General features: G+C 69.7%; 16 protein-coding genes. 9 read left to right on the top strand and 7 right to left on the bottom strand.

Features of this window, described 5'->3' with window-relative positions; translation table 11 throughout:
* Positions 1–61: 61 nt before the first annotated feature.
* Complete coding sequence (locus D7X55_RS00445; protein ID WP_158626291.1) at positions 62–4,699, top strand: HYR domain-containing protein; 4,638 nt, start codon at positions 62–64, stop codon at positions 4,697–4,699.
* Here D7X55_RS00445 and D7X55_RS00440 read toward each other — a convergent pair.
* Complete coding sequence (locus D7X55_RS00440) at positions 4,629–6,557, bottom strand: DUF4091 domain-containing protein (RefSeq protein ID WP_121721856.1); 1,929 nt, start codon at positions 6,555–6,557, stop codon at positions 4,629–4,631. The two genes, D7X55_RS00445 and D7X55_RS00440, sit on opposite strands and share 71 nt — an antisense overlap.
* 249 nt (positions 6,558–6,806) lie before the next feature.
* On the opposite strand from D7X55_RS00440, the gene D7X55_RS44405 reads away from it, so the two are divergent.
* The 3 genes from D7X55_RS44405 (at position 6,807) to D7X55_RS44400 (ending at position 8,952) form a co-directional block, all read left to right on the top strand.
* The gene (locus tag D7X55_RS44405) at positions 6,807–7,928 is read left to right on the top strand and encodes a BTAD domain-containing putative transcriptional regulator (protein WP_233609422.1); all 1,122 of its coding nucleotides are present in this window, start codon (positions 6,807–6,809) and stop codon (positions 7,926–7,928) included.
* On the top strand, positions 7,912–8,040 hold the full coding sequence (locus D7X55_RS45275; protein ID WP_255424937.1) for a hypothetical protein: 129 nt from the start codon (positions 7,912–7,914) through the stop codon (positions 8,038–8,040). The genes D7X55_RS44405 and D7X55_RS45275 overlap by 17 nt, the downstream gene beginning before the upstream one ends.
* A 93-nt stretch (positions 8,041–8,133) precedes the next feature.
* Positions 8,134–8,952, top strand: a complete 819-nt coding sequence (locus D7X55_RS44400) for a hypothetical protein (protein WP_233609421.1) — start codon at positions 8,134–8,136, stop codon at positions 8,950–8,952.
* Here D7X55_RS44400 and D7X55_RS00430 read toward each other — a convergent pair.
* A complete protein-coding gene (locus D7X55_RS00430) occupies positions 8,903–9,271 on the bottom strand; it encodes a LytTR family DNA-binding domain-containing protein (protein ID WP_233609420.1) in 369 nt (122 codons plus the stop codon). The two genes, D7X55_RS44400 and D7X55_RS00430, sit on opposite strands and share 50 nt — an antisense overlap.
* A 68-nt stretch (positions 9,272–9,339) precedes the next feature.
* On the opposite strand from D7X55_RS00430, the gene D7X55_RS44040 reads away from it, so the two are divergent.
* Both D7X55_RS44040 and D7X55_RS00425 read left to right on the top strand, forming a co-directional pair.
* Positions 9,340–9,597, top strand: coding sequence for a hypothetical protein (locus D7X55_RS44040; protein ID WP_199746818.1), 258 nt, complete (start codon positions 9,340–9,342; stop codon positions 9,595–9,597).
* A gap of 112 nt (positions 9,598–9,709) precedes the next feature.
* The gene (locus tag D7X55_RS00425) at positions 9,710–10,312 is read left to right on the top strand and encodes a hypothetical protein (RefSeq protein WP_147442595.1); all 603 of its coding nucleotides are present in this window, start codon (positions 9,710–9,712) and stop codon (positions 10,310–10,312) included.
* Positions 10,313–10,357: 45 nt separating this feature from the next.
* On the opposite strand, the gene D7X55_RS00420 is transcribed toward D7X55_RS00425, so the two are convergent.
* The 3 genes from D7X55_RS00420 to D7X55_RS00410 form a co-directional block, all read right to left on the bottom strand.
* Positions 10,358–11,281 carry a diiron oxygenase gene (locus D7X55_RS00420; RefSeq protein WP_120546181.1) on the bottom strand — a complete coding sequence of 308 codons (924 nt, stop codon included), beginning with the start codon at positions 11,279–11,281 and terminating at the stop codon, positions 10,358–10,360.
* Between the two features lie 237 nt (positions 11,282–11,518).
* Positions 11,519–13,696, bottom strand: a complete 2,178-nt coding sequence (locus D7X55_RS00415; protein ID WP_121721855.1) for a 3-hydroxyacyl-CoA dehydrogenase NAD-binding domain-containing protein — start codon at positions 13,694–13,696, stop codon at positions 11,519–11,521.
* 39 nt (positions 13,697–13,735) lie between these two features.
* Positions 13,736–14,947, bottom strand: a complete 1,212-nt coding sequence (locus tag D7X55_RS00410) for an acetyl-CoA C-acetyltransferase (RefSeq protein WP_120546254.1) — start codon at positions 14,945–14,947, stop codon at positions 13,736–13,738.
* Positions 14,948–15,127: 180 nt separating this feature from the next.
* On the opposite strand from D7X55_RS00410, the gene D7X55_RS00400 reads away from it, so the two are divergent.
* Positions 15,128–16,753: a leucine-rich repeat domain-containing protein gene (locus D7X55_RS00400; protein ID WP_121721854.1), complete on the top strand. Its 1,626-nt coding sequence runs from the start codon at positions 15,128–15,130 to the stop codon at positions 16,751–16,753.
* Between the two features lie 126 nt (positions 16,754–16,879).
* Positions 16,880–17,698, top strand: a complete 819-nt coding sequence (locus D7X55_RS00395) for a hypothetical protein (protein ID WP_121721871.1) — start codon at positions 16,880–16,882, stop codon at positions 17,696–17,698.
* A gap of 4 nt (positions 17,699–17,702) precedes the next feature.
* Here the strand turns inward: D7X55_RS00395 and D7X55_RS00390 are convergent, their stop codons facing one another.
* Positions 17,703–19,049, bottom strand: coding sequence for an FAD-binding oxidoreductase (locus D7X55_RS00390; RefSeq protein ID WP_233609419.1), 1,347 nt, complete (start codon positions 19,047–19,049; stop codon positions 17,703–17,705).
* 258 nt (positions 19,050–19,307) lie between these two features.
* Between D7X55_RS00390 and D7X55_RS00385 the strand changes: the two genes are divergently transcribed.
* Positions 19,308–21,818 (top strand): DNRLRE domain-containing protein, encoded by a 2,511-nt coding sequence (locus tag D7X55_RS00385; RefSeq protein WP_121721852.1) that lies wholly within the window; start codon positions 19,308–19,310, stop codon positions 21,816–21,818.
* 44 nt (positions 21,819–21,862) lie between these two features.
* On the opposite strand, the gene D7X55_RS00380 is transcribed toward D7X55_RS00385, so the two are convergent.
* Complete coding sequence (locus D7X55_RS00380; protein ID WP_121721851.1) at positions 21,863–22,936, bottom strand: fatty acid desaturase; 1,074 nt, start codon at positions 22,934–22,936, stop codon at positions 21,863–21,865.
* Positions 22,937–22,957: the final 21 nt, after the last annotated feature.

The raw sequence follows: 22,957 nt of genomic DNA, 5'->3' as shown, positions 1-22,957 counted from the left end.
TGTCAGCGTGCCGCACTGTCGTGCGTGGACTGACACCTCTCTTCCCAACCTGGAAGTCCTCATGGCCTCCCGCCATCCTCTCCGTTTGAAGTCCGTGCTCGTGGCCGGTCTGGTGTTGCTCTTCACCGGCTGCACGCCCACGCAGATGCCCGAGGAACCCGCCGCGAGTGCTCCGGTGGAGGGCTCGCCTCCCATCGACTTCCAGGCGGTCATCCGCCGCGTGAACCAGTCCCTCCGCTCCGAGCAGGTGGCGCAAGCCGCGCTGGGCGCGATCGACTCCTCATCCGAGACGACCATTGATTATCCGGTGCCCGCGCCCACCCGGAACGCGGAGTCCGAGCCGGTGATCGCCGTGAGCTCCAGCAGCGGCACCTACCTGGTGATCTGGACGGTCGACAACGGCGGCAACCAGGATGTCATCGGGACCCGCGTGACCACGCTGACCGGGACGGTGTTGGACCCGAAGGGCATTCGCCTGGCGACGGGTCCCAACAACCAGTCCCATCCCTCCGTGGCCACCGATGGACGCAACTTCCTGGTGACCTGGGATGAAAGCGGTTCCGTGAAGGGCGCGCGGTACGAAATCTCCAGCGGCTCGCGCCTGGGCTCCGTCTTCTCCCTCTCCACCGCCGCCGGGGGGCAGTCCTCGTCGGCGATGGCCTTCGACGGGACCCAGTACCTCGTGGTCTGGAACGACTCCCGGAACGGGACCCCCGGCGACGTCTACGGCACGCGGGTGAGGGCGTCGGATGGCGTGGTCCTCGATCCGGCCGGCATTCCCATTGGCACCGGGCCCGGCGCCCAGGGCTCGCCCGCCGTGAGCTTCGATGGCAGCCGCTTCCTGGTGGCCTGGAGTGATTCCCGGAACGACCCAATGTCGGACGACCTCTATGGCGCCCGCGTCGATGCCGCGGGAACGGTGCTGGATCCGGCGGGCATCCCCATCTCCACGGCGGCGGGCGGACAATCCCATCCCTCCATCGCCTCCATGGCCGGGACCTTCCTCGTGACCTGGGATGACGCCCGGGACGGTGTGACGGGCACCTTCGGCGCGCGGGTCAGGGGCTCGGACGGCGTGGTGCTGGATCCGCAGGGGCTGGCCATCGCCACGGGCGGCACGACGGCGCAGGAGTCGAGCGCCGTGGCCTCGGACGGAAGCCGCTTCCTGGTCGTGTGGCGCAAGCAGGCCGACATCCTGGGCCGGCGGGTGCAGGCGGATGGCGCGCTGCTGGATCCAGGGGGCGTCCTGCTGTCCACGTCCGTCTCCCTGGACAAGCAGTCTCCCTCCGTCCTCTTCGATGGGACCCGCTTCCTGGTGGTCTGGGAGCACAGGACCGAAGTGCTCCAGGACATCTACGGCGTGCGGGTGCGGGCGTCGGACTTCGTGGTGCTCGACACCCCTTCGCTGTTGCTCTCCGCCGCGAACAACGCGGAGGTCGATGCCGTGGTGGCCGCGGGCACGCAGAGCTACCTCGTGGTCTGGAGCGATGACCGGGACCTCTCTGGCGTCTCCAGCATCTACGGGATGCGCCTGCGGGCAACGGACGGCGCGCTGCTCCACCCGAAACCCGTTCGCCTCGGCACGGGGAGCCGCAGCCGGAGCACGCCCTCCGTCGCCTTCGCGGAAGGGCGGTTCCTGGTGACGTGGAGGGCCAGCGCGCTGGGCAGCCCGGACGGGGACATCCACGGCGTGCGCATCCGCGAGTCGGATGGCGCGGTGCTGGACGCGCCCGACCTCATCATCAGCGCCGCGGCCCAGCCCCAGGGGAACCCGAAGGTGGCTTCTGGGGACGGGCTCTTCTTCGTGACGTGGGAGGATTCCCGGAACGGGACCGGGACCGACGTATATGGCGCGCGGATCCGGGCGTCGGACGGCGCCGTGCTGGACGCCGACGGCATCGCGGTGGCGACGGGGAGCTTCAACGAAAGCAGTCCCGCGACTGCCTTTGGCGCGGGCTATTTCCTGGTGGCCTGGACGGATGAGCGCAATGGCAGCACCAATCCAGACATCCATGGCGCACGGGTGCGCGCCTCGGACGGCATCGTGGTGGACAGCCCGAGCCTTCCCATCACGACCCGCGCCGAAGCGCAGCGGACCCCCGCCGTGGCCTTCGATGGAAGCCACTTCCTGACGGTGTGGACCGACCAGAAGAGCGGCGCCCGGTCCGAGGTCTACGGCGCGCGGGTCCGGGCCCAGGACGGCGCGGTCCTGGACAACGGGGGCCGGTCGTTCTTCGCGAACACCAGCATCTCCAAGGAGGTGCCCGCGGTGGCCTTCGACGGCAATGTCTATCTGCTCGTCTGGCGGGAGGTCACGCCGACCAGTCTCCAGCTCATGGGTGGACGGCTGGCGCCCGACCTGTCCCAGGTCGACGCGTCGCGGTTCTTCCTGTCCAACATGACCCCGCTGGACCTGACCGTGGTGAACACGACGCCGCTCTCGCTGGCCTCCTGGGGCCGTGGGCGCTTCCTCGCGGTGTACGAACCCCATGACTGGATGCCGGGCCAGTTCCGGGTGAGGTTCCGGCTGGTGTACGACCCCGCGAACGGGGCGAAGTGCGGCAGCAATCCGGACTGCACCAGCCGCTTCTGCGTGGAGGGCGTCTGCTGTTCGAGCGCGTGCGTGGGCGGAACGTGCGGGAGCGGCACCTGCACCTATCCGCCCGCGACCCTCACCTGCCCGGGGGACGTGGTCGCCGAGGCCACCAGCGCTTCGGGCGTGCCTGTCAGCTACCCGGCCGCGAGTGCCACGGGCCAGCCTCCGCTCGCGGTGACGTACAGCCAGGCGTCCGGGAGCGTGTTCGCGCTGGGAGGCACCGCTGTCACCGCCTCGCTGTTGGATGGTGCCGGGCGCTCTGCCTCCTGTGGCTTCTCCATCACCGTGCGCGACACCACCGCGCCGGTGCTCACGTGCCCGGGTGAGGTGGTGGTGGAGGCCGTGGGCCGCACCGGGGCCCCGGTGGACTTCCCGGCCCCCACGGTCACGGATGCCGTCACGTCGGCGCCCGCGCTGACGTTGAGCCACGAGCGCGGCAGCACGTTCCCCGTGGGCACCACGCAAGTGATGGCCACGGCGAAGGACGCGGCGGGCAACTCCGCCTCGTGTGCCATCCCTGTCACCGTGCGGGACACGACGCCGCCCTCGCTGTCCTGTCCGGCGGACCTCGCGGTGGAGGCCACGAGCCTCCAGGGCGCCAATGTCACCTACGCGGCCGCGAGCGCTTCGGATCCGGTGTCGGACGTCACGGTGGAGTACAGCGCCGCGTCGGGCTCGCACTTCGGCGTGGGCGACACGCAGGTGCGGGTCCGTGCGACCGACGGCGCGGGCAACAGTGCTTCGTGCACGTTCACCGTGACCGTGTCCCTGCCGCCTCCTCCAAAGGTCACCTGTCCCTCGCCGGTCCTGGCGGAGGCCACCAGCGCCCGGGGCGCCTCCGTCGTGTACCCGGCCGCGACGCCCGCTGGACGCGGGCCGCTCTCCGTGACGTACAGCCAGGTCTCCGGGACGGAGTTCCCGCTGGGCTCGACGTCCGTGAGCGCCACCGTCACGGACGGGCTGGGCCGCACGGACACCTGTTCCTTCTTCGTCACCGTGCGCGACACGCAGGCGCCGTCCGTGACGTGCGGCCCGGAGGTGGTGGTCGAGGCGACGGGCCCCTCCGGCGCCACGGTCACGTTCGCGACCCCCACGGCCACGGACGCGGTCACGGCCCCGCTCCAGGTGGAGTTGAGCCATGCCAGCGGCGCTGTCTTCCCCGTCGGCTCCACGCGCGTGGTCGCCACCGCGACGGACGAGGCCGGCAACACCTCCGGCTGTGCCTTCTTCGTGGTGGTGCTCGACAGGACGGCTCCGGTCCTGACGTGTGGCGCGAACGTCGTCGCCGAGGCGACGGGGCCCACCGGTGCCATCGTGGACTTCGTGGCCCCCTCGGCCGTGGATGCGGTCACGCCCACGCCGGAGCTCGTGGTCAGCCATGCGCCCGGGTCGCTCTTCCCGCCAGGCATCACCCGTGTCACCGCGACGGCGACGGACGCGGCGGGCAACACCAGCCAATGCGCCTTCACCGTCACGGTGCGCGACACCACGCCACCAAAGGTGGGTTGCCCGGCTCCGAGGGCCGTCGAGGCCCGGGACGCCATGGGCACCCGGGTCGACTTCTTCGTGGCCACCCCGCACGACACGGTGACGGTGTCTCCCAGCGTGTCGCTGAGCCATCCCACCGGGAGCCTCTTCCCGCCAGGCACGACCGAGGTCGTCCTCTCCGCCACGGATGACGCGGGCAACTCGGCGTCCTGCGCCTTCACCATCACCGTCCAGGACACCACCGAGCCGGTGGTCACCTGTCCCTCGCTGGTGCAGAAGGAGGATGCGCCTCCAGAGGGCCTGGCCGTGGACTACCCGGCGGCCATCGCGCAGGACGCGGTCTCCGTCCCCACGCTGAGCTACAGCCACGCGTCCGGCGCGGTGTTCCCCGTGGGAACGACGCTGGTGACGGCCACCGCGACGGATGCCTCGGGCAACAGCGCCACGTGCACCTTCCCGGTGCGTGTCACCGCGCGCGTCCAGCCTCCCGACGAACCGTCCCCTGCCGGAGGTTTCGGCTGTGGCGCGAGCACCTCCGCGGGCCTCAGCTGGAGCGGGCTGCTGATGTTCGCCTGGGGCATGACGCGCCGCCGGCGTTCGCGCTCGGCCGCGTAGGGAGGCGGCACGAGCGTCTCCTGCCCAGCGTCCAGAGCGCCCACAGCAGGGGGCCCGCCACCGGAGCGCCAGAAACCGCACCGCAGCCGCCCGTGGCGCCTGGCACGTTCGGAGCCACGGGCTTCTTCGTCACCGGTGCATCCCCCGGCTCCGCGCCCATGCGTGGCGCGGCCGGATTGCCTTGCGTCAACTCCTGGTAGCGCTGGATGAGCCGCAGCCGCGCGGCATCGAACGCGGCGCCGTCGTCCGGCACCTGCCACGCGGTGGGAATCAGCTCCCGCGCCACCTGGTGCGCGAAGGCCGGGTCTCCCGCGTCGCTCACCGCCTTGAGCCATTCGTAGTCCTGCATCCCCTGGCGGATGAGCTTCAGGCGCAGTGACGCCAGCGGCACGTCCGTCGTCCCGCCAATCACAGCCGGCGTGCCCGGGTAGAACAGCGTCCCGTCCCCGTTGCCATTGAAGTGGAACTGGTCCGTCCACGCCGTGGGCAGCATCAACGCCATCTCGTAATACAGCTCACCCGTGCCGCCGAAGAGGAAGGTCAGCCACTCCATGGCGCGGGCCTTCGCCGAGGGCCGGTCCACCAGGTACGAAGGCCAGCCCGCCCCCGGCTGGTTCTCCGGCATGGGGAAGCCGGGCGCACAGCCGTGGCTCATGCAACTCTGATACGTCCACAACTCGGTTCCGGGACGGGAGAGGAAGCTCCCGTAGGTCGCGGTCTGGTCTCCCACGAAGCCCGGCTCCGTGCCCTCCAGGTGGTTCACCAGGGGCACCACGATGTCCACCAGGGGCCCCAGGGCGTAGGCCTCCAGGTTGATGGAGTTCGTCGTCAGCAGGGTGCGAAGGCCGGGCGCGGCCTGCCGCACCAGCGTCCCCGCGGCCTGCACCTGCTCGAAGGTGGAGCCGTGGGGCGGCTCGTCGCCGATGCGCGCATAGGCCCGGTCCAACCAGCCGCGCTCGCGCAGGTGCGTGGTGAAGTCCGCCAGCCCCGCGCCGGTGAGGGGCCCGGTGTACTCCAGGCTCGTCATCCGCGCGCCGGACAGCCGCGTGGGCGCGGTGCCGTCCAGCAGGGGCCCCCAGGTCGCGTCGAACTCGCTCCACGCCTGGGGCCCGGACATCCTGGCGAAGAGCTTGGGCAGCGTGAGCCGGTGCTCCAGCGCCAGCCGCTGGTAGCGCACGAGCAACGGCTGCAGTTCCGCGTGCGAGCAGTCCGCGTGCCCCAGGTGCGCGAGGCACACCTGCCCCGGCGACAGCGGGAACGCCGAGGCCAGCGAGGCCGTGCCGGGCATCCGCGCGTCCACCACCGTCAGCCTCGCCGTCACCTGCCGCTGGAAGCCTCCGTCCGCCTCCACCGTCACCGTGCCCGAGTACTCGCCGGGCGGCGCGTCCGCGGGCACGTGCACGTCCACCCAGAGGGCGCGTGCCTCCCGCGCGGGCACGTCGAAGGGGAAGGCATTGCGCGCCTCGCGGGCAATCTCATCCGTCTCCGGCACCAGCCCGTCCGGCCAACGCCCCACGGGCTGACCGGGGACGGACGCCTGCCGCGTGGTGAGGTACGTCTGCCGGTACAGCATCACGTCCGGCCCCGTGAGCGTCTTGGAGCCCGGGCCCTCCAGCGCGGGCAGGCGGGCGTGCACGCCCTTCAGGCCGGTGTCTCCGCCGTGCAGCGCCACCTGGAAGGAGACGAACTCGTTGCGCGCGGCGGTGAGCCGGACCTCCGTGGCGGTGCCGGGTGCGGTGTCGTCCGGCCGGACCTTCACCATCATGCCTTCGCCCCAGGCCGTGGGGCCGGCCGCGAACACCGGCCAGGCCACGGACAGCGACAGCAACGTGAGGCCGCACTGTCGAAAGGCCAGCATGGGGAATGAATGCGCATGGGCCGTGCGCGGCTCCAGGCTTCACGGGGGCCTTCACCAGCGCTCCAACGCCCGTCTGGCCGTGGCCCATTTCCAGACGGGATGGGCTGACGGAGGCTTGCTCCCACGTCTGGCGACAGATGGTGCCTCCTGGCGCCATGGCCGCCGCGAGGGGATGAAGGGCCTCTGGCGTTGGCCCGCCGATATAAAGTGCGCCGTTCGAACGACGACGCGACGCCTGGGCGACTTCCGGTGGATGGCAGGGAATGGCGGGTGCAGGTCCTGGGATTGGCGCGGCTGTGCGGCCCTGACGGGCAGCGGGTGCGATTGGAGCGGCGCACCGCGGCGCTGCTGGCGTGGCTGGCATTGCAGGGGCCCTCGCCCAAGTTCCCGCTCGCCTCCCTCCTGTGGCCGGACTCGTCGCCCACCACCGTGCGCGGCAACCTGCGGCAGCTGCTGCGCCGGCTGCGGCTCGCCACGGGGGAGGAGTCGCTGGTGGAGGGCGACGCCGAACGGCTGGCCCTGAGCGCACCGTCGACGGTGGACGCCGCGTGCCTCAAGGCCGCCTCCGAGGCCCGCGCCCACACGGAGGCCCTGTCGTGCGTCGACGCGGAGGACAGCACGCTCCTGGCCGGCTTCGGCTTCGATGACTGTCCGGAGCTGGCGCGCTGGCTGGACGGCGCCCGCGCTGGCATCGCGGGGTGGGTGCGCGAGGCGCGCGAGGCCCGCATCACGCAGCTCACCGCCGCGGGGGACTGGAGCGCGGCCCTGGGGCTGGCCCGGGCATGGGCGCGGCAGGAGCCCGAATCCGAGCAGGCCGGCCGTCACCTCATCCGGCTGCAGTACCTCCAGGGGGATCGGGGCGCGGCGCTCGCGACCTTCGAGCACCTGCGCGACGTGCTGGACCGGGAGCTGGGCGTCACCCCCATGCCGGAGACGCTCGCCCTGGTGCGGGAGGTGGAGCAGACCCCGGCGCGCCCGCGCTCCGCTCTGGCCACGCGCTTCGCGCTGCCGCTGTCCGTGCTGCGGCCTCCCGTGCTGGTGGGCCGGGAGGCCGCGTGGCGGCAGCTGGAGGCGGGCTGGGAGGCGGGCCAATTGCTGTTCATCTCCGGCGAGCCCGGCAGCGGCAAGTCCCGGCTCGCGGAGGAGTTCGCGGCCACGCAGGGCCGCTGGGGACGCATCGATGCGCGGGCCGGGGACCGGGACGTGCCGTTCGCTTCCCAGGCGCGCCTTCCGCACGCAGCTGCGGCGCTGGCCGGACGTGAAGCTGCCGGACTGGGTGCGCACGGAGCTGTCGCGCATCCTCCCGGAGCTGGGAGAGCCGCGGCTCTTGCCGCCGCTGGCGTCCGGGGCCGGCATGCTGCGCTTCTATGACGCCATCGTGGCGGCGCTCCAGCTGCTCCACGAGCACGAGGACATCAGCGTCGCGGATGACGTGCAGTACTGGGACGCGGCCAGCGCCCGGGCCTTCACCTTCGCGTTCTAGCGGCTGGCGGACACGGCGCCTCCGGGCGGCCGGAGCCTGCGCTTCATCGACTGCTACCGCAGGGGCGAGCTGTCGCCCGAGGCGCGGATGCACGTGTCACGGCTCGTCGACGCGGGGCTCGCGCGCATCGTGGAGGTGGACGCGCTGACGGACGAGGACGTGCGGCGCATGGTGGCCGCCATGGGGCTGCCGGGCGCGGAGGCGCACGTGGAGGCCCTGGCCCGCTACACGGGCGGCAATCCCCTGTACGTGGTGGAGACGCTGAAGCACCTGCTGGAGACGGACTCGCTCCAGCGCGAGTGGCCCCAGCGGCTGCCGCCTCCCGGCCGCGTGGGCCCGCTCATCCAGTGGCGGCTGGAGGGGCTGTCCCCGGTGGCGCTCCAGTGCGCGCGGCTCGCGGCGCTGGCCGGGGCCTTCTTCCGGGCCTCGCTGGTGCCCCGGGGGCTCCAGGTGACACCGGCGGAGGCGCACGAGGCCCTGGCGGAGCTGGAGGCGGCGCAGGTCCTGCTGGGCGAGCGCTTCAGCCACGACCTGGTGATGGAGGCGGTGCGGGCGGGGATGGGGTCCGGCGAGGAGCGCGGGCTGCACGCCCGGCTCGCCGCGCTTTTCGAGGAGGACGGCGCGCCTTCCATCCTCCTGGCGCACCACTGGCTGGGGGCGGGCTGGACGGAGCATGCGCTGCCGCACCTGCTGGCGTCCGCGCGCTCCGACGAACAGGTGCTGCCTCCGGAGCTGGCGGCGGGGCACTACGCGCGCGCCGCGTCCCTCATGCAGTCGCTGGGGCGGCACGCGGAGGCCGCGCAGGCGCGGGCCGCCGAGGCGCGATGCCGGCTCCAGGCCGCGTCGGCGGAGGTCGCCCCCTTCACCCCTGCGCCAGCAGCGGGCCCAGGCGCTCGCGGTAGCCGCGGCTGAGCTTCAGCGTGGTGCGGTCGCGCAGGATGACCTGGTATTCGCCATGGAGCAGCGGGCGCAGCTCCTGGACGCGCTGGAGGTTGACGAGCGTGGAGCGGTGGATGCGCACGAAGCGCTCGGGATCCAACCGGGCCTCCAGCTCGCGCAGCGGCTGACGCAGCAGGTGGCCGGGGCCGCCCACGTGCACCTGGACGTAGTTGTCCTCCGCTGAAATCCAATCCACGTCCTCCACGGGCAGCAGCGTCACCCGGCCCACCTCGCGGATGACCAGCCGCTCCAGGTAGCGCGGGGCAGGGGAGGGCTCGGGCAGCGTCTTCACCAGCGCTGCCCGCTTCGTGGAGGACCTGGAAGCCGTCCAGGTCCTCCAGGTCCACGTCCAGGAAGAGGATGTCCGCGGGCTCGCGCCGCAGCGCCTCCACGGCGGCGCCTCCCGCGTCGTGGACTCCGGCGATGGACACGTCCGCGTCCGCCTCCAGGTGCGGCGGCACGAAGCGCCGCGTTTCGGAGGCGCCCTCCACCACCCGCACCCGGATGGGCGCGGAGTCGAACAGCTCTTGTCGGAACGCCATCGGCCTTCCTCCACGCCTCAATGCCAGCTCACCCCGGGTGTCTGTCATCGTGCAGAGCCTCCGATGGCAGGCGTGACGGCGGCGTGACGGGTGTCCAGGCCCCCTGGGTCTGGACATACCTTCTCGTCGCATGGGTATCGTCCCCAGGTGGGATTGGGAGGCCGGGCCGGGTGGGCTAAGAAGCCGCCATGCCCAAAAACCTTGTGCTGCCTTTGCTTGCGCTGCTCGCGTGCGTCGGTTGTACCCACCAGGTGCGCCCGAGCCCCGCGCCCATGTCCAACGCCGGGACGCCGCTGGCGCTCCGTGCGCGCTACTTCATCTCTCCGGAGCAGAAGGCGCGCATCGACTCGGACAGCTACTTCGCGCTGGGGGCCGCGCACACCTGGAACATCACCATTGGTGAAGCGCTCACGCGCAGCTTCCCGCAGATGATGGGCACCGTCTTCCAGTCCGTCCAGGAGGCCTCCAGCCCGGACGACCTGGGCGACGCGGACGTGCTCATCATCCCGGAGATCCAATTCTTCGACGTCCACGCCGGCGGCTTCGTGTCGGAGCTGAAGCTGACGGTCCGCTCCAAGGGGGGCCAGGACACCGTCCAGATGAGCGACCTGTTCGAGGGCGCGTCCCAGAAGAGCAAGGGCGCCTCCGCGTGGCTGGGCGGAGCCGCCGCGGGCCAGGAGGCCCTGCGGCAGTCCGCCGAGTTCGCCTTCGAGGACGTGATGCCCAAGGTCGCCACCCGCCTGCGCGAGGTCTTCATCAAGGCGCAGCAGGCCAAGGCGAACGTGCTCTGAGCCTTCTCGCGGGGAGGGCAGAAGGCCCTCCCCGCCGGGCCCGGCTCAAGCGCAATAGTACGTGGGGGCCAGCTCCAGCACGCGCTGCTCGGCGACAGGGGAGAGCGCGCGCAGGCGGGAGAGGAAGAGGGGCGCCTTCATCCCCATCCCGATGAAACCCCAGACGTAGGAGCGCTCCTGCGATTCGTGCAGCTGCTGGCGCTCCTCGGGCGTGAACGTGCGCCCCACCGCCTTCTCCAGCGTCTGGAGATCCAGCGCGAGCTGGGCGTTCAGCGTCCCCCGCAGCGCCTGGAGCAGCTCCGTGTATTCCGCCAGCGCCGCGTCCAGGGACCCGGGCGATTCGGCGAGGATCTTCTGGGCCTCCAGGAAGTCCAGCCGCGTGTGCTGCGCCTCCTCCAGCCAGTGGTGCTTGAGCAGGTTGCAGAACAGCGGGTCCAACGACTCGTCTTTGTTGGAGCGGACCGTCTCCTGGTAGTGCTGCTGCGTCATCAGCTCCATGTGCAGGTTGAAGATGAGCACCCCCAGGTTCGACTTCGCCATGATGGCGCGCGCCACCTCCACCTGGTTGTCGAGCAGCGCCGGCGCGACCTTGAACCCCTTCGCGAACGCGCCGGTGAAGCGCGCGAAGAGCTGCTGGTGCTTCAGCTCCTCCTCGGTGAAGCGCAGCAGCGCACGCATGTGCGTCGGGTTCCCGTGCAGCTCCAGCCCGGCGCGCTGCGCGGCCAGGGCGACGGCGTACTCCTCCAGGAACAGGAACAGGTGGGCGTAGCTGTTGGAGCGGATCTGATTGAGGAGCAGCCGCTCCTCCGTGCTCAGGAACGGGATGGCCTCCGTCCCCGTCAGCGCGTCCGACAGGAAGCGGTGGCTGAAGTCGAGCACGGTGTCCTTGGGCAGCAGCTCATCAATTCGCCAGGACACCTTTTCGGAACTCTGGATGCAGGACTGGTACTCCGGGGTTTGATTGAGCATGCATCAATCAAATGACTGCTCATGTTTGCCAGTCAAACCGGCCAGGCGTCTGGGACAAGGCAAGGACCCGGCAGGTCGGAGCCCCTACCGCGAGTCCGGCAGGCCAACGCGCTGCGTATTGAACCTCCCGGAGCCGCCTCTGGCGGGAGCGTGACGCGGGTTTCGAAACAGGTGCGCTGCCTTGCGACCCGTGTCTCCACGTCATGCTCCCGCCGCATCCTCATGGGGCGACCGGGGCTATTCGAGCCGCTCTCCGCGCTCCGCCTTCGCCACCAGGGACGCGGGCGGCAGGAAGTGCTTGCCGTAGCGCTCCGCCAGCTGGCGCGCGCGCTGGACGAAGCCGCGCGGGCCGGTGCCGGTGGGGCCCTCGTAGCCGTTGATGTACTGCACGACGCCGCCCGTCCAGGGCGGGAAGCCGATGCCCAGGATGGAGCCCACGTTCACGTCCGCCACCGAGCGCAGCACGCCCTCGTCGAAGCAGCGCACCGTGTCGATGGCCTCCGCGAAGAGCATCCGCTCCTTCATGTCCTCGAAGGGGATGGTGTGGCCGGGCTTCGTGAAGTGCTGCGTCAGCCCCGGCCACAGGTTCGTGCGCTTGCCGTCCGCGTAGTCGTAGAACCCGCCCCCGGTGGAGCGGCCCTTGCGCCCGTGCTGGTCGATGAGCGCGTCCATCACCGCGTAGCTGCCGTGGTCCACCCACGGCTGGCCCGCGGCCTCCATGGCCGCCTTCGTCTCCTGGCGGATCTTCCGGGGCAGCGTCAGCGTCAATTCGTCCACCAGCTGGAGCGGGGCGGCGGGGTAGCCCGCCTGGAGTCCCGCCTGCTCGATGGACGCGGGCGCGATGCCCTCGCCCACCATGGCGATGGCCTCGTTGAGGAACGTGCCGATGACGCGGCTGGTGAAGAAGCCCCGGCTGTCATTGACGACGATGGGCGTCTTGCCAATCTGCACCGCGATGTCGATGGCCTTCGCCAGCGTCGCGTCGCTCGTCTGCTTCCCGGCGATGAGCTCCAGGAGCGGCATCTTGTCCACGGGGGAGAAGAAGTGCATGCCGACGAAGTCCGGCGGCCGCGACACGCCCTCCGCGAGCAGGGTGATGGGCAGGGTGGAGGTGTTGGACGCCAGCACCGCGTCCGGGGCCACCACGCCCTGAATCTCCTGGAACACCTTGTGCTTGAGCTTCACGTCCTCGAAGACGGCCTCGATGACCAGGTCGCAGCCCGCGAGCGCGGCCGGGTCCTCCGCCGGGGTGATGCGCGCCAGCAGCGCGTCTCCCTTCTCCTTCGTGACGGAGCCCTTGGCGACGGCCTTCTCCACCAGCTTGACGGAGTAGCCCTTGCCCTTCTCCGCCGAGGCGAGGCTCACGTCCTTGAGCACCACGTCGATGCCGGCCTTGGCGCACACGTACGCGATGCCCGCGCCCATCATGCCCGCGCCCAGCACGCCCACCTTCTTGGCGGTGTGCTGCGGATGGCCCTTGGGGCGGCCGCCGCCGGAGCTGATGTGCTGCATGTCGAAGAAGAACGCCTGAATCATGTTCTTCGCGACCTGGCCGACGACGAGCTCCGTGAAGTAGCGCGACTCGATGGTGAACGCCGTGTCCACGTCCACCTGCGTGCTCTCCACCGCCACCGCCATGATGGCGCGCGGCGCGGGCATGTTCGTGCCCTTGAGCTGCTTGCGCAGGTTGGCGGGGAAGGCGGGCAGGTTCGCCGCGAACGCCGGGTGGGACGGCGTGCCTCCGGGAATCTTGTAGCCCTTCTGGTCCCACGGCTGCTGCGCGTTCGGGTTCGCCTTCACCCACGCCTTCGCCGCGGGGAGGAGCGCGTCCACGGACGGCACCACCTCATGCACCAGCCCCAGCTCCTTCGCCTCCTGCGGGCGGTACTTCTGGCCCTGGAGCAGCACCTTCATCAGCGCGTCCGTGATGCCCAGCATGCGCACCGTGCGCACCACGCCGCCGCCACCGGGCAACAGGCCCAGCGTCACCTCGGGCAGGCCCACCTGCGCGCCCTTCACGTCCGCGATGATGCGGCGGTGGCACGCGAGGGCGATCTCCAGCCCGCCGCCCAGCGCCGCGCCGTTGATGGCCGCGACCACCGGCTTGCCGAAGGTCTCCAGCGTGCGCAGCTGCGCCTTGATCTCCTGGCCCAGGTCGAAGACCTGCTTCGCAGCTTCCTTCTTCACATCGCGCAGGTCTTTGAGGTCGCCGCCCGCGAAGAAGGTCTTCTTGGCGGAGGTGATGACGACGCCGGTGATGGAGGCCTTCTCCTTCACCAGCCGGTCCACGGCCGCGCGCATGGACTTCACGTAGGCGGCGTTCATGGTGTTGGCGGACTGGGAGGGGTCGTCCATCGTCAAGACGACGATGCCGTCCGCGTCCTGTTCCCAGCGCAGGGTGTTCTGTTCGCTCATGGTGTTCGCTCGAAGGTCTTTGAAAGGGGGAGGGAAGGGTCAGACGCGCTCGACGAGGGTGGCCACACCCATCCCGCCGCCGACGCACAGGGTGACGACCGCGCGGCGCGCGTTGCGCCGCTCCAGCTCATCCACCACGGTTCCAAGAATCATGGCGCCGGTGGCGCCCAGCGGGTGCCCCATGGCGATGGCACCGCCGTTGACGTTGAGCTTGTCGTCCGGGATGTCCAGGTCCTTCTGGTACTTGAGCACCACGGAGGCGAAGGCCTCGTTGAGCTCGAAGAGGTCGATGTCCTTCACGGACAGCCCCGCGATGTCCAGCAGCTTGCGGGTGGCCGGCAGCGGGCCGGTGAGCATGATGGTGGGCTCCGCGCCGGAGGTGGCCACGGCGGCGATGCGCGCGCGCGGCTTGAGCCCCAGCGTCTTGCCCACCTTCTCCGAACCCACCAGCACCAGCGCCGCGCCGTCCACGATGCCGGAGGAGTTGCCCGGCGTGTGCACGTGATGGATGCGCTCCACCGCGTGGTACTTCTGGAGCGCCACCGCGTCGAAGCCGCCCATCTCCCCCATGGTGGAGAAGGCCGGGTTCAGCTGGCCCAGCGAGGCCACGGTGGAGTCCGGGCGCATGTACTCATCGTGGGCCAGCACGGTGAGCCCGTTCTGGTCCACCACGGGGACGACGGACTTCTGGAAGTAGCCGTTCTTCCACGCGTGGGCGGCGCGCTCCTGCGAGCGCACGGCGTAGCGGTCCACGTCCTCGCGGGTGAAGCCCTCCAGGGTCGCGATGAGGTCCGCGGAGATGCCCTGGGGCACGAAGTAGGTGTCGTAGTTGGTGGCGGGGTCCATGGCCCACGCGCCGCCGTCGGAGCCCATGGGGACGCGGGACATGCTCTCCACGCCGCCCGCGATGACCAGGTGCTCCCAGCCGGAGCGCACCTGCTGCGCGGCCATGTTCACCGCCGTCAGGCCGGAGGCGCAGAAGCGGTTGAGCTGCACGCCGCCGGTGGTCTCCGGCAGGCCCGCGGCCAGCACCAGCGTGCGCGCGATGTCCGCGCCCTGGTCTCCCACGGGGGACACCACGCCCAGCACCACGTCGTCGATGAGCTTCGGGTCCAGGTTCGGGTGGCGCTGCTTGAGCGCGTCCACCAGGCCGACGAGCAGCGACACCGGCTTGGTGCCGTGCAGGGCGCCCTTCTTGCCCTTGCCGCGAGGGGTACGGACGGCGTCGAAGATGAATGCTTCCTGGCTCACGGGGAGCCTCCTTGTGAGAAGGGAGGGGCTACTGGGACGGTATCCCGTCATATAACCGTATCCGCCCAATAGCTGGAGGCAGCGGTCCACTACGAGCAGGCCTGGTCGGACACCCAGTGCTTCGCCATGGCCGCCGTTGTCACATCGAGTCCGCCTTTTGATGGAGTAGAGGTCGGGTCCATGATGAAGAAGGCATCCCCGTCTCCCGCCCGCGACCTGCCGTTCGAAATCCTCACCTGGTCCCAGGTTCGCGACGAGGTGAAGGCGCCTGGCAATCGCGAGGATGACTCGGACCGCGTGCTCGTCCTCACCGGGAAGGTCGTCATGCCCTACGACCTGAGGCTGGACTTCCGCCAGGGAATCTTCGCGCAGGACGACGAGGATGAGCCTCCGTTCACCGGCCTCATCGTGCGAGGTGACCTCACCGTTGAAGGCTGTGTGCTCAACTGGGAGAACGACTTCGGGCCGTTCCTCCAGGTGCACGGCAACCTCGTCGCGAAGCGCATCGCGATCGGCGGTGCCCGGCTTCACGTCTCCGGCGACCTGACGACTGAAGACCTGGTGGCGGTCTACAACCATGGCAGCGTCTCCGTGGGCGGCAACCTCAAGGCCCGCACCCTGGCCTCGCATTACTCCTTCCAGGTCGCGGGCGCGGTCGATGCGCACCGCTATCTGGGCCAGGACTCGAAGGTGTTCGCGGTGGCCGGCGGGGTGGAGGACGTGAAGGACCCCTATGAAGGCAAGGGCGTCTTCGTCCCGGCGGTGGTGAGGGACGGCCGCGTCGATCTGGAGAAGCTGCGGACCCGGCTGGCGACGGGCAAGCCCGTCGCTCGCGACACGTTCACCAGCATCCGGGAGGCGTTCCGTCAGCTCGTCGCGAAGAAGATGGCGGAGCCTGACAAGGTCAAGAGCCTCACTCTGGAGGACAAGGGGCTCACGTCCCTGCCAGAGGAACTCTTCCTGTTCCGCAAGCTGGAGAAGCTCAACCTGCGCAGCAACGAACTCCGCGTGCTCCCGGAAGAACTGGGGCAGCTCACGGAGCTGCGCGAGCTGGACCTGCGGAGCAATGGCCTGTTGGAACTGCCGGAGTCCATCGGCGAGCTCAAGAAGCTGCGGGTCCTGGACCTGGAGGCCAACTGCCTCTGGCGGTTGCCGGAGTCGCTCGCCGGATGCGTCGAGCTGCGGCGGGTGAACTTGATCAACAACCCGTACGCCGACGTCCGGCGGGCCTTCGGGAGCTGGCGGCAGGTCCAGCTCATGTTCGACTTCCCGGAGGTCCTCACGCGGCTGCCGAAGCTGGAGGTGCTCACCTTCGAAGGCACGCCGCTGCGCACGCTGCCGACGCGGCGCTTCGACAGCACGGCCTTGAGCAAGGTCACGGTCCTCAGGTCGCTGGTGACGCACGTGGATCCGGAGCTGCACGCCCAGCTCCAGGTGGACGTGGAGCGCAGCCGCGAGAAGGCGGCGGCCTTCGTCGGGTACTGGTTCAGGCCGGAGACCGTGCGCCTGGAGTCCTTCTACGACGCGAAGGCGGACCGCTACGACTTCGCGGAGGTCCTCGCGCTGCTGGCGCTCCTCTTGCGCATCAACATCCCCACGGCGGCGCCCTATGACGCGACGCTGGAAAAGTTCCGGGGGCAGAGCCAGCAAATCGCCCGGCACCTGGACTGGGACGGCGACAAGCCCCGGCACGTCCACGCGCTCTTCGGAGCGCTGCGCGACGCGCTGGGGCCGCTGGGCGAGCCGTACCCCGGCGACGCGCTCATCGCGGGCCTGCGGGACGTGTTCGCGGCCCACGCCGGCTGAGCCGCCTGGTGACGCCAGACATCAGGTGATGATCGGCGTCATCGCGACGAGCGGGGAGCGCCAGGCCCAAGTGACTGATTTCACGGAGCCCGGGGGCTGGCATGTGCCGTGCTCTTGGGTCCCGGCATGTCCATCTCCTCCCTCAACCGCGCGTCCTTCTTCCAGCCTTCCTCGAGCATCTCCCAGCTCAAGCCGGCGGCCGCTCCGGCGCAGGGCGTGGTGGAAGGTTCCCCGGCGCAGCAGCCCCGGAACGACCTGCGCCAGATGTTCATGGCGGACTCCTTCGAGCAGGGCCCCAGCAAGCTGGGCGGCGCGGCTCCTTCACACCCCACGTACAACAGCGACGCGGGCCCCGGCTTCGGTCCTCCGTCCGCCGGCTCCACGGAGCCTGCCCCCGCGAACGCGCCGTGGCTGGCCAATAACAACGTCGGGTCGCCCTACAACAGCAACATGCAGCTCATCGACGAGGGCCAGAAGGGCCAGTTCAAGTACACGAACACCTTCACCAACAAGACGAACGAGCCGCAGACCATCACGCTCTGGAACAAGACGGGCGAGAACGGCAACCCGAACGACGGGCAGAACTTCGACAAGAGCACGCCCAAGACCTTCACGCTCCAGCCCGGCCAGTCGCAGGTGGTGGCGTTCGACACCAACAGCAGCGTCGCGTGGGCCGCGTCGAAGGACGGCACGGCGAAGCCCGGCGCGAACTCCGGTCAGACGTGGGGCGAGGCGACGTTCGCCAACTCCGGCACGGGCTGGAGCGGCTTCGACACCAGCCAGATTTCCCCCGCGGGCCACAACGGCAAGATGTCCATCACCCACGAGGCGACCGGCAAGACCGTGACGGAGGCCAACGCCTGGCAGACGGAGAAGGACGACCCCGCGCTCCACGACGTGGGCGTCCCCGCCGGTCCGCTGAACCTGCGCACGGAGATTGGCTGAAGCCTCAGTGGGCCTGGGGTGAGTCCAGGCCCAGCGCCGCCTTGCACGTCTTCACGTACAGGTCCCGGAAGAGGTTGTCCGGGTCCGTGCGCTGCTTCACGGCCTGGTACGTGTCCCTGTTCCAGATGCTCCAGAACGTCTCCTCGTCGTAGTAGTTGTACGAGATGAGCGTCTTGGTGCCGTTGACGCGCTGGAGCTCATCCTCCAGCTCCTTGTAGACGTTGCGGCCCGGCGGCTGCGGCATCCCATACACGGCCAGGTCCAGGAACAGCGGGTCCTTCATCCCGGACCACCACCGCGGCGTCAGCCACTCGTAGTCGCGCGTGCGCCGGAAGGGCACGCACCACACGGGGTAGTGCTTCATCTCGCGGTGGTACCAGTCCATGAACCCGGCCGTGCGCGAGAAGGGGACGAAGACGTCCACGATGACCGGCGGGTCCTTCTTCGGCAGCAGCTGGGTGAAGCGGTTGGCCGTCCTCAGCACGCTGTCCGAGTGGATGAGCTTTCCGAACAGCGCCCGCGCCAGGAGGTTCTTCGGTTTGACGTGCGTGACGCCCCGGTTGTAGCGGAAGAGGTAGTCGTACGTCGGCAGGTAGTCCTCGCCCCGGCGCGGGATGCTCTCGCAGTACGCGGTGAGCCAGTCGTAGCGGTGGACGTACGGCGCCCTGTCCACGAAGTGGCCCACGCACAGCACGTGCTTCGTGGGGGAGAAGATCTGCCCGTCCAGGTAGTCCGCGCCGGTGTCCTGGAAGTGGTGCCAGATGGCCTGCTGGAAGGACTCCAGCGAGGCGTGCGTCTCGTTCGTCACGCGGACGAAGGGCGCGCAGCGCACGAGCTTGAAGCGCAGCTTCGACAGGATGCCCAGCGTCCCGAACGAGCCGTGCATCATCTCGAAGAGGAGCGGGTCCTCGCGGGGCGTGCAGCGCAGCACCTCACCCTTCGCGGTGATGACCTCGTACTCCAGACAGGTGTCGTGGAAGCCGCCCTGGCGGAAGGACATGGACTCGATGGAGCACCCCGCGATGGCGCCCCCGAGCGTGATGGTCTTGTGCTCCGGGACGATGTACGGAATGAGCCCGAGCGGCAGCGTCGCGCGCACCACCTCGTCGAAGGTGACCGCGGGCTCCGCCGTGCAGGTCATCCCCACGGTGTCGATGTCGAGGATCTGATCCAGGTCGCTCAGGTCCACCTTCTCATCGCGGCGCCGCGCATCGAACCGCTTGGGGACGCTGTGGGGCGGGGACTTCTTCTTGAAGGACGCGGGGCCCTTTCCCTTCCGCTGCCGCAGCTGCCGGGCAATGGCCTCCACCTTCGCTTCATGAAGGGCCTGGGCCTGGGAAGAGACTTCCACGCGGGGACCGCCTGTGACCGACTCCGTGAGCATCCATTGCCTCCGATGGGAGGCAAGGTGCGGATGATTCCGTGAAAAGTGAGCCCTGGCCTGTCGGCGCGGGGCCCTCACGTCCGGCATCCGGGCATGCGGTCGGCCTCGGGCCGCATTGGACCTGGGGACGTTGTGCCTCCGCCCGGGCGCCATCAAGCCCGCGCAACAATTTGGCGGATTTAAAGAGAATTCCGTTCTTCATCCCCCAACGGAGTTCCCCTCTTGATGTCCTTCCTCCCTTCCTTGATGTCCAGGGGCCGCGCGCCGGTCCTCCTGCTGCTGGCCGTGGCATGCGGCGAGGCACCGCCGGACGCGGACGCCCCCTCCACCGTGGACAGCGCCCTGGAGGCGTCCGTGACGGTGTCGTTCCAGGAGCAGGTCTCGCCGTCGGCCGCGTACACCGGCGCTTCGGACGCCACGCTCTCGGAGAACAGCCCCACCCTCAACGCGGGGGCGGACGGGTTGATCCGCCTGGACCGTGACTACCCCACGGGTTCGGGGAAGACGACGAACGGACTGCTCCGCTTCGACGTGAGCGCCATCCCCGCGAACGCGACGGTGCAAGCCGTCCGGTTGTCCTTCAACGTGCGCAACTCCACCACCGGAGAGGGCTACTTCGTCTACGCCGCGGGCCGTGCGTGGACGGAAGGGCAGGCCACCTGGACGCTCGCGGCCACCGGCTCACCGTGGAGCGGGGCTGGCGCGAGCGGCGCGGCGGACCGGGGCGCTGTCTCCTTCGCCACGCTGCTGCCGGGCGCGACGGGCAGCTACGGCGTGGACCTCAACGCGGCGGGCATCGCGGCCGTGCAGGGCTGGGTCGCGAACGCGGCCACGAACCAGGGCTTCGTGCTGGACGCCAACACGAACATGGACGGGCTGGAGCTGGACTCGTCGGAGGCCGCGACGCTCGCCAACCGTCCGAAGCTGACCGTGACCTACGCGCTTCCGGACGGCCAGGGCCCGGCGGGCAACCCAGGCCTCACCGGCCTGGACAACTCGGGCACGACGATTCCGGACACGAACTACGCCATCCCCTCGGGCGCCATCTTCCTGGCGACGAATGGCAATGACAGCAACGCGGGGACGCAGGCGGCGCCGGTGGCCACGATCAGCCGCGCTGTCGCGCTGGTGCCGTCCGGCGGGACCATCGTCGTGCGCGGTGGCACGTACCGCGACTGGCTCAACAACGGCGCGGGAAACTACCGGGTCGCGACGAAGCCCATGACCATCCAGGCGTACCCGCACGAACAGGTCTGGTTCGACGGCACGGACGTCAAGCCCGCCTCGGCGTGGACGTCCGACGGCGCGGGGCACTGGTACATGGACTGGAGCACGCCCAGCTTCTGCAACGGCGGCTACTACCAGTACAAGTACGACGCCCAGCCGACGACGAACACCGGGCCGTGCGCTCACTTCGACATGTATGGCGACCCGGCGAACCCCGCCGCGGGCGACCCGCAGATGGTCTTCATCGACGGGACCTACGTGCACGAGGTGAAGACGCTCGCGGAGGCCACGCCGGGCAACTTCTTCTACGACTGGACGAACCGCCGCATCTACATCGCGACGAACCCCACGGGCCACACGGTGGAGGTCGCCGCGCGCCCCGTGGCCCTGGTGCTGGGCAACACCGGCTATACGCTCAAGGGCCTGGGCTTCCGGCGCTATGCGACCAACGAGTACAGCGGCACCACGAGCGCGGCCGTGTACATCGGCGCGACGAACTCGCTGGTGGAGAACTGCGTCTTCACGCGGATGGCGGCGGGCTCGCTGAGCATCAAGCCCCAGGGCGGCGTGGTGCGCCGCTCCGTCTTCGCGAACAACGGCTTCACCGCCGTGGGCTCCAACGGCTCCACCAACTCCTCCACGGTCGTCCCGGACGGGCTGCTCCTGGAGGAGAACATCGTCAACGCCAACAACACGGAGCGCTTCGGCACCAACTGCTCGCGCTCGTGCGCGCAGGCGGGCGTGAAGATTGCCCACATGAATGGCTTCACGGTGCGCCGCAACGTCTTCGAGAACAACCTGGGCGGCGCGGGTTTCTGGTGTGACGAGGACTGCCGCGGCGGCGTCATCGTCCACAACATCTCCCGCAACAACAAGATCGGCATCTTCTACGAGGTGTCGGACACGGGGATCATCGCGTCCAACCTCATCTACGACAACACGTACGCCGGCATCCAGACGTGCTCGGCGAACACGAAGATCTACAACAACACCCTGGTGGACAACGCCGCCATCGACCTGTGGGTCTACGACGATTCGCGCAACGAGCAGGACAGGCGCGGCTCGGACATCGGGCCTGACACCGTGAACGTGCAGGTGGTGAACAACATCCTGTCGGGCGGGAACATCACCACGTTCAAGGCCTCGCGCTCGGACAACAACTTCACCAACACGGGGCCGAACACGTTCTTCTCCGCCATGGACTTCAACAGCTACTACCGCTCCGGTGGCAGCGGGAAGTCGCTGATCAACTGGGTGGACACGGGCGGCGTGAACTACACGTCGCTGGCCGCGATGCGCGCGACCCACGGCTGGGAGTCCCATGGGCACGACCTCGCGTCGGGTGGGGATCCGTTCTTCGTCAACCAGGCCCTCCGCAACTACGCCGTGCGCGCCTCCAGCCCGGCGTACCTCAGCGGCAGCCCCCTGCCCGCGGACGTGGCGCAGGTGCTGGGCGTGCCCACCGGCACGGTGACCAGCCGGGGCGCGCTGGACTGGCCGGGTAGATAGAGGCCCGCGGGCCCGGAACCGCGTGGGGTTCCGGGCCCCTTGGCTCATGAGGCTTCGAGCCGCTGGCGCAGCGCCGTGGTGGTCAGCTCCGGCGTGCCGTCGCGGCCCATCAACGTCTGGCCATCCTCGGAGTAGAGCGCCGGGCGCTGGTACAGCGTGCGCAGGGCGCGCAGGTGCGGATAGACGATGGACGCCTGGGGGCTCAGCTCCCGCAGGTGCTTGCGCAGGAGCGGGGCGTACTTCGGGCTCTGCGCCGGGAAGATGTGGTGCTCCTGGTGGTAGCTGAAGTTGAAGTGCAGCCAGTTCATCACCGGGTGCGTCTCCACGCTGGCGGTGTTTACGAACGGGTTGTCTGTCTCCTCCGACGCGGGCTGCATCCAGTGGTTGGTGGCGATGTAGATCATCAACGTCACGTTCCCGATGAGCAGCGGGAGCACCAGCGCGTAGAACGCGGCCCTCGGCCCCAGCACCCACCCCAGGCCCACCCAGCCCGCGGTGACGAGCACCGTGAGCACCCGCTCGCGCACGCGGTGCATGTGCACGTGCTGGAACGCGGGCAGGCGGCAGTGGTGCCAGAGGAAGGCCTGGCCCTGCGCGGTGAAGAAGAGGCTGAAGCTGATGAAGCTCAGCCAGTGTCCGGAGCCGGGGGACATGGCGTGGAACAGCTTCGCGAACCCCTGGGTGTACCAGTCCGTCCTGCGCGGGAGGATGTCCGGGTCGCGCACCATGACGTTGGCGGCGCTGTGGTGGGCCTGCACGTGCCAGGCCCTCCAGTTGCCCGGCGTCACCAGGAAGGGCGCGAAGCCCGCCCAGCCCAGCACGTTCTCCCACTTGCGGCTGTGAAACACCGAGTGGTGCAGCGCCTCGTGCGCGGCGAGCCCCACGGCGGTGACGAGCTGGCCCAGCACGAAGGCGATGAGCAGGCAGGCCCAGTGGGGCAGCGTCCAGGTGCCGAGCACCCAGATGAGCGCCGCCTCCACCGGCACCAGGCACAGCGCGACGACGCCGCGCAGGGGTTGCCGTTCGAAGGCCTCCGGAGGCAGCACTCGGCGCAGCTCTGAGCGGAGCCGCTTGGCGTCATCCGGGACGAAGGGAAGGGAAGAAGGGAGGTCGTTCATGGCGGTTGCCTCAGGCAGGAA

Origin of the sequence: Corallococcus sp. AB049A (assembly GCF_003668885.1) — a bacterium.
GTDB classification, from domain to species: Bacteria; Myxococcota; Myxococcia; order Myxococcales; family Myxococcaceae; genus Corallococcus; species Corallococcus interemptor.
This window is presented reverse-complemented; position numbering and strand designations above follow the sequence as displayed.

Coding starts and splice junctions, on each gene's coding strand:
- D7X55_RS00380 (WP_121721851.1), bottom strand. CDS start 22,936: ATGAACGACCTCCCTTCTTCCCTTCCCTTCGTCCCGGATGACGCCAAG.
- D7X55_RS00415 (WP_121721855.1), bottom strand. CDS start 13,696: ATGAGCGAACAGAACACCCTGCGCTGGGAACAGGACGCGGACGGCATC.
- D7X55_RS44040 (WP_199746818.1), top strand. CDS start 9,340: ATGTCCGCGGGCTCGCGCCGCAGCGCCTCCACGGCGGCGCCTCCCGCG.
- D7X55_RS00395 (WP_121721871.1), top strand. CDS start 16,880: ATGTCCATCTCCTCCCTCAACCGCGCGTCCTTCTTCCAGCCTTCCTCG.
- D7X55_RS00420 (WP_120546181.1), bottom strand. CDS start 11,281: ATGCTCAATCAAACCCCGGAGTACCAGTCCTGCATCCAGAGTTCCGAA.
- D7X55_RS00440 (WP_121721856.1), bottom strand. CDS start 6,557: ATGCTGGCCTTTCGACAGTGCGGCCTCACGTTGCTGTCGCTGTCCGTG.
- D7X55_RS00385 (WP_121721852.1), top strand. CDS start 19,308: ATGTCCTTCCTCCCTTCCTTGATGTCCAGGGGCCGCGCGCCGGTCCTC.
- D7X55_RS00400 (WP_121721854.1), top strand. CDS start 15,128: ATGATGAAGAAGGCATCCCCGTCTCCCGCCCGCGACCTGCCGTTCGAA.
- D7X55_RS00425 (WP_147442595.1), top strand. CDS start 9,710: ATGCCCAAAAACCTTGTGCTGCCTTTGCTTGCGCTGCTCGCGTGCGTC.
- D7X55_RS45275 (WP_255424937.1), top strand. CDS start 7,912: ATGCTGCGCTTCTATGACGCCATCGTGGCGGCGCTCCAGCTGCTCCAC.
- D7X55_RS00445 (WP_158626291.1), top strand. CDS start 62: ATGGCCTCCCGCCATCCTCTCCGTTTGAAGTCCGTGCTCGTGGCCGGT.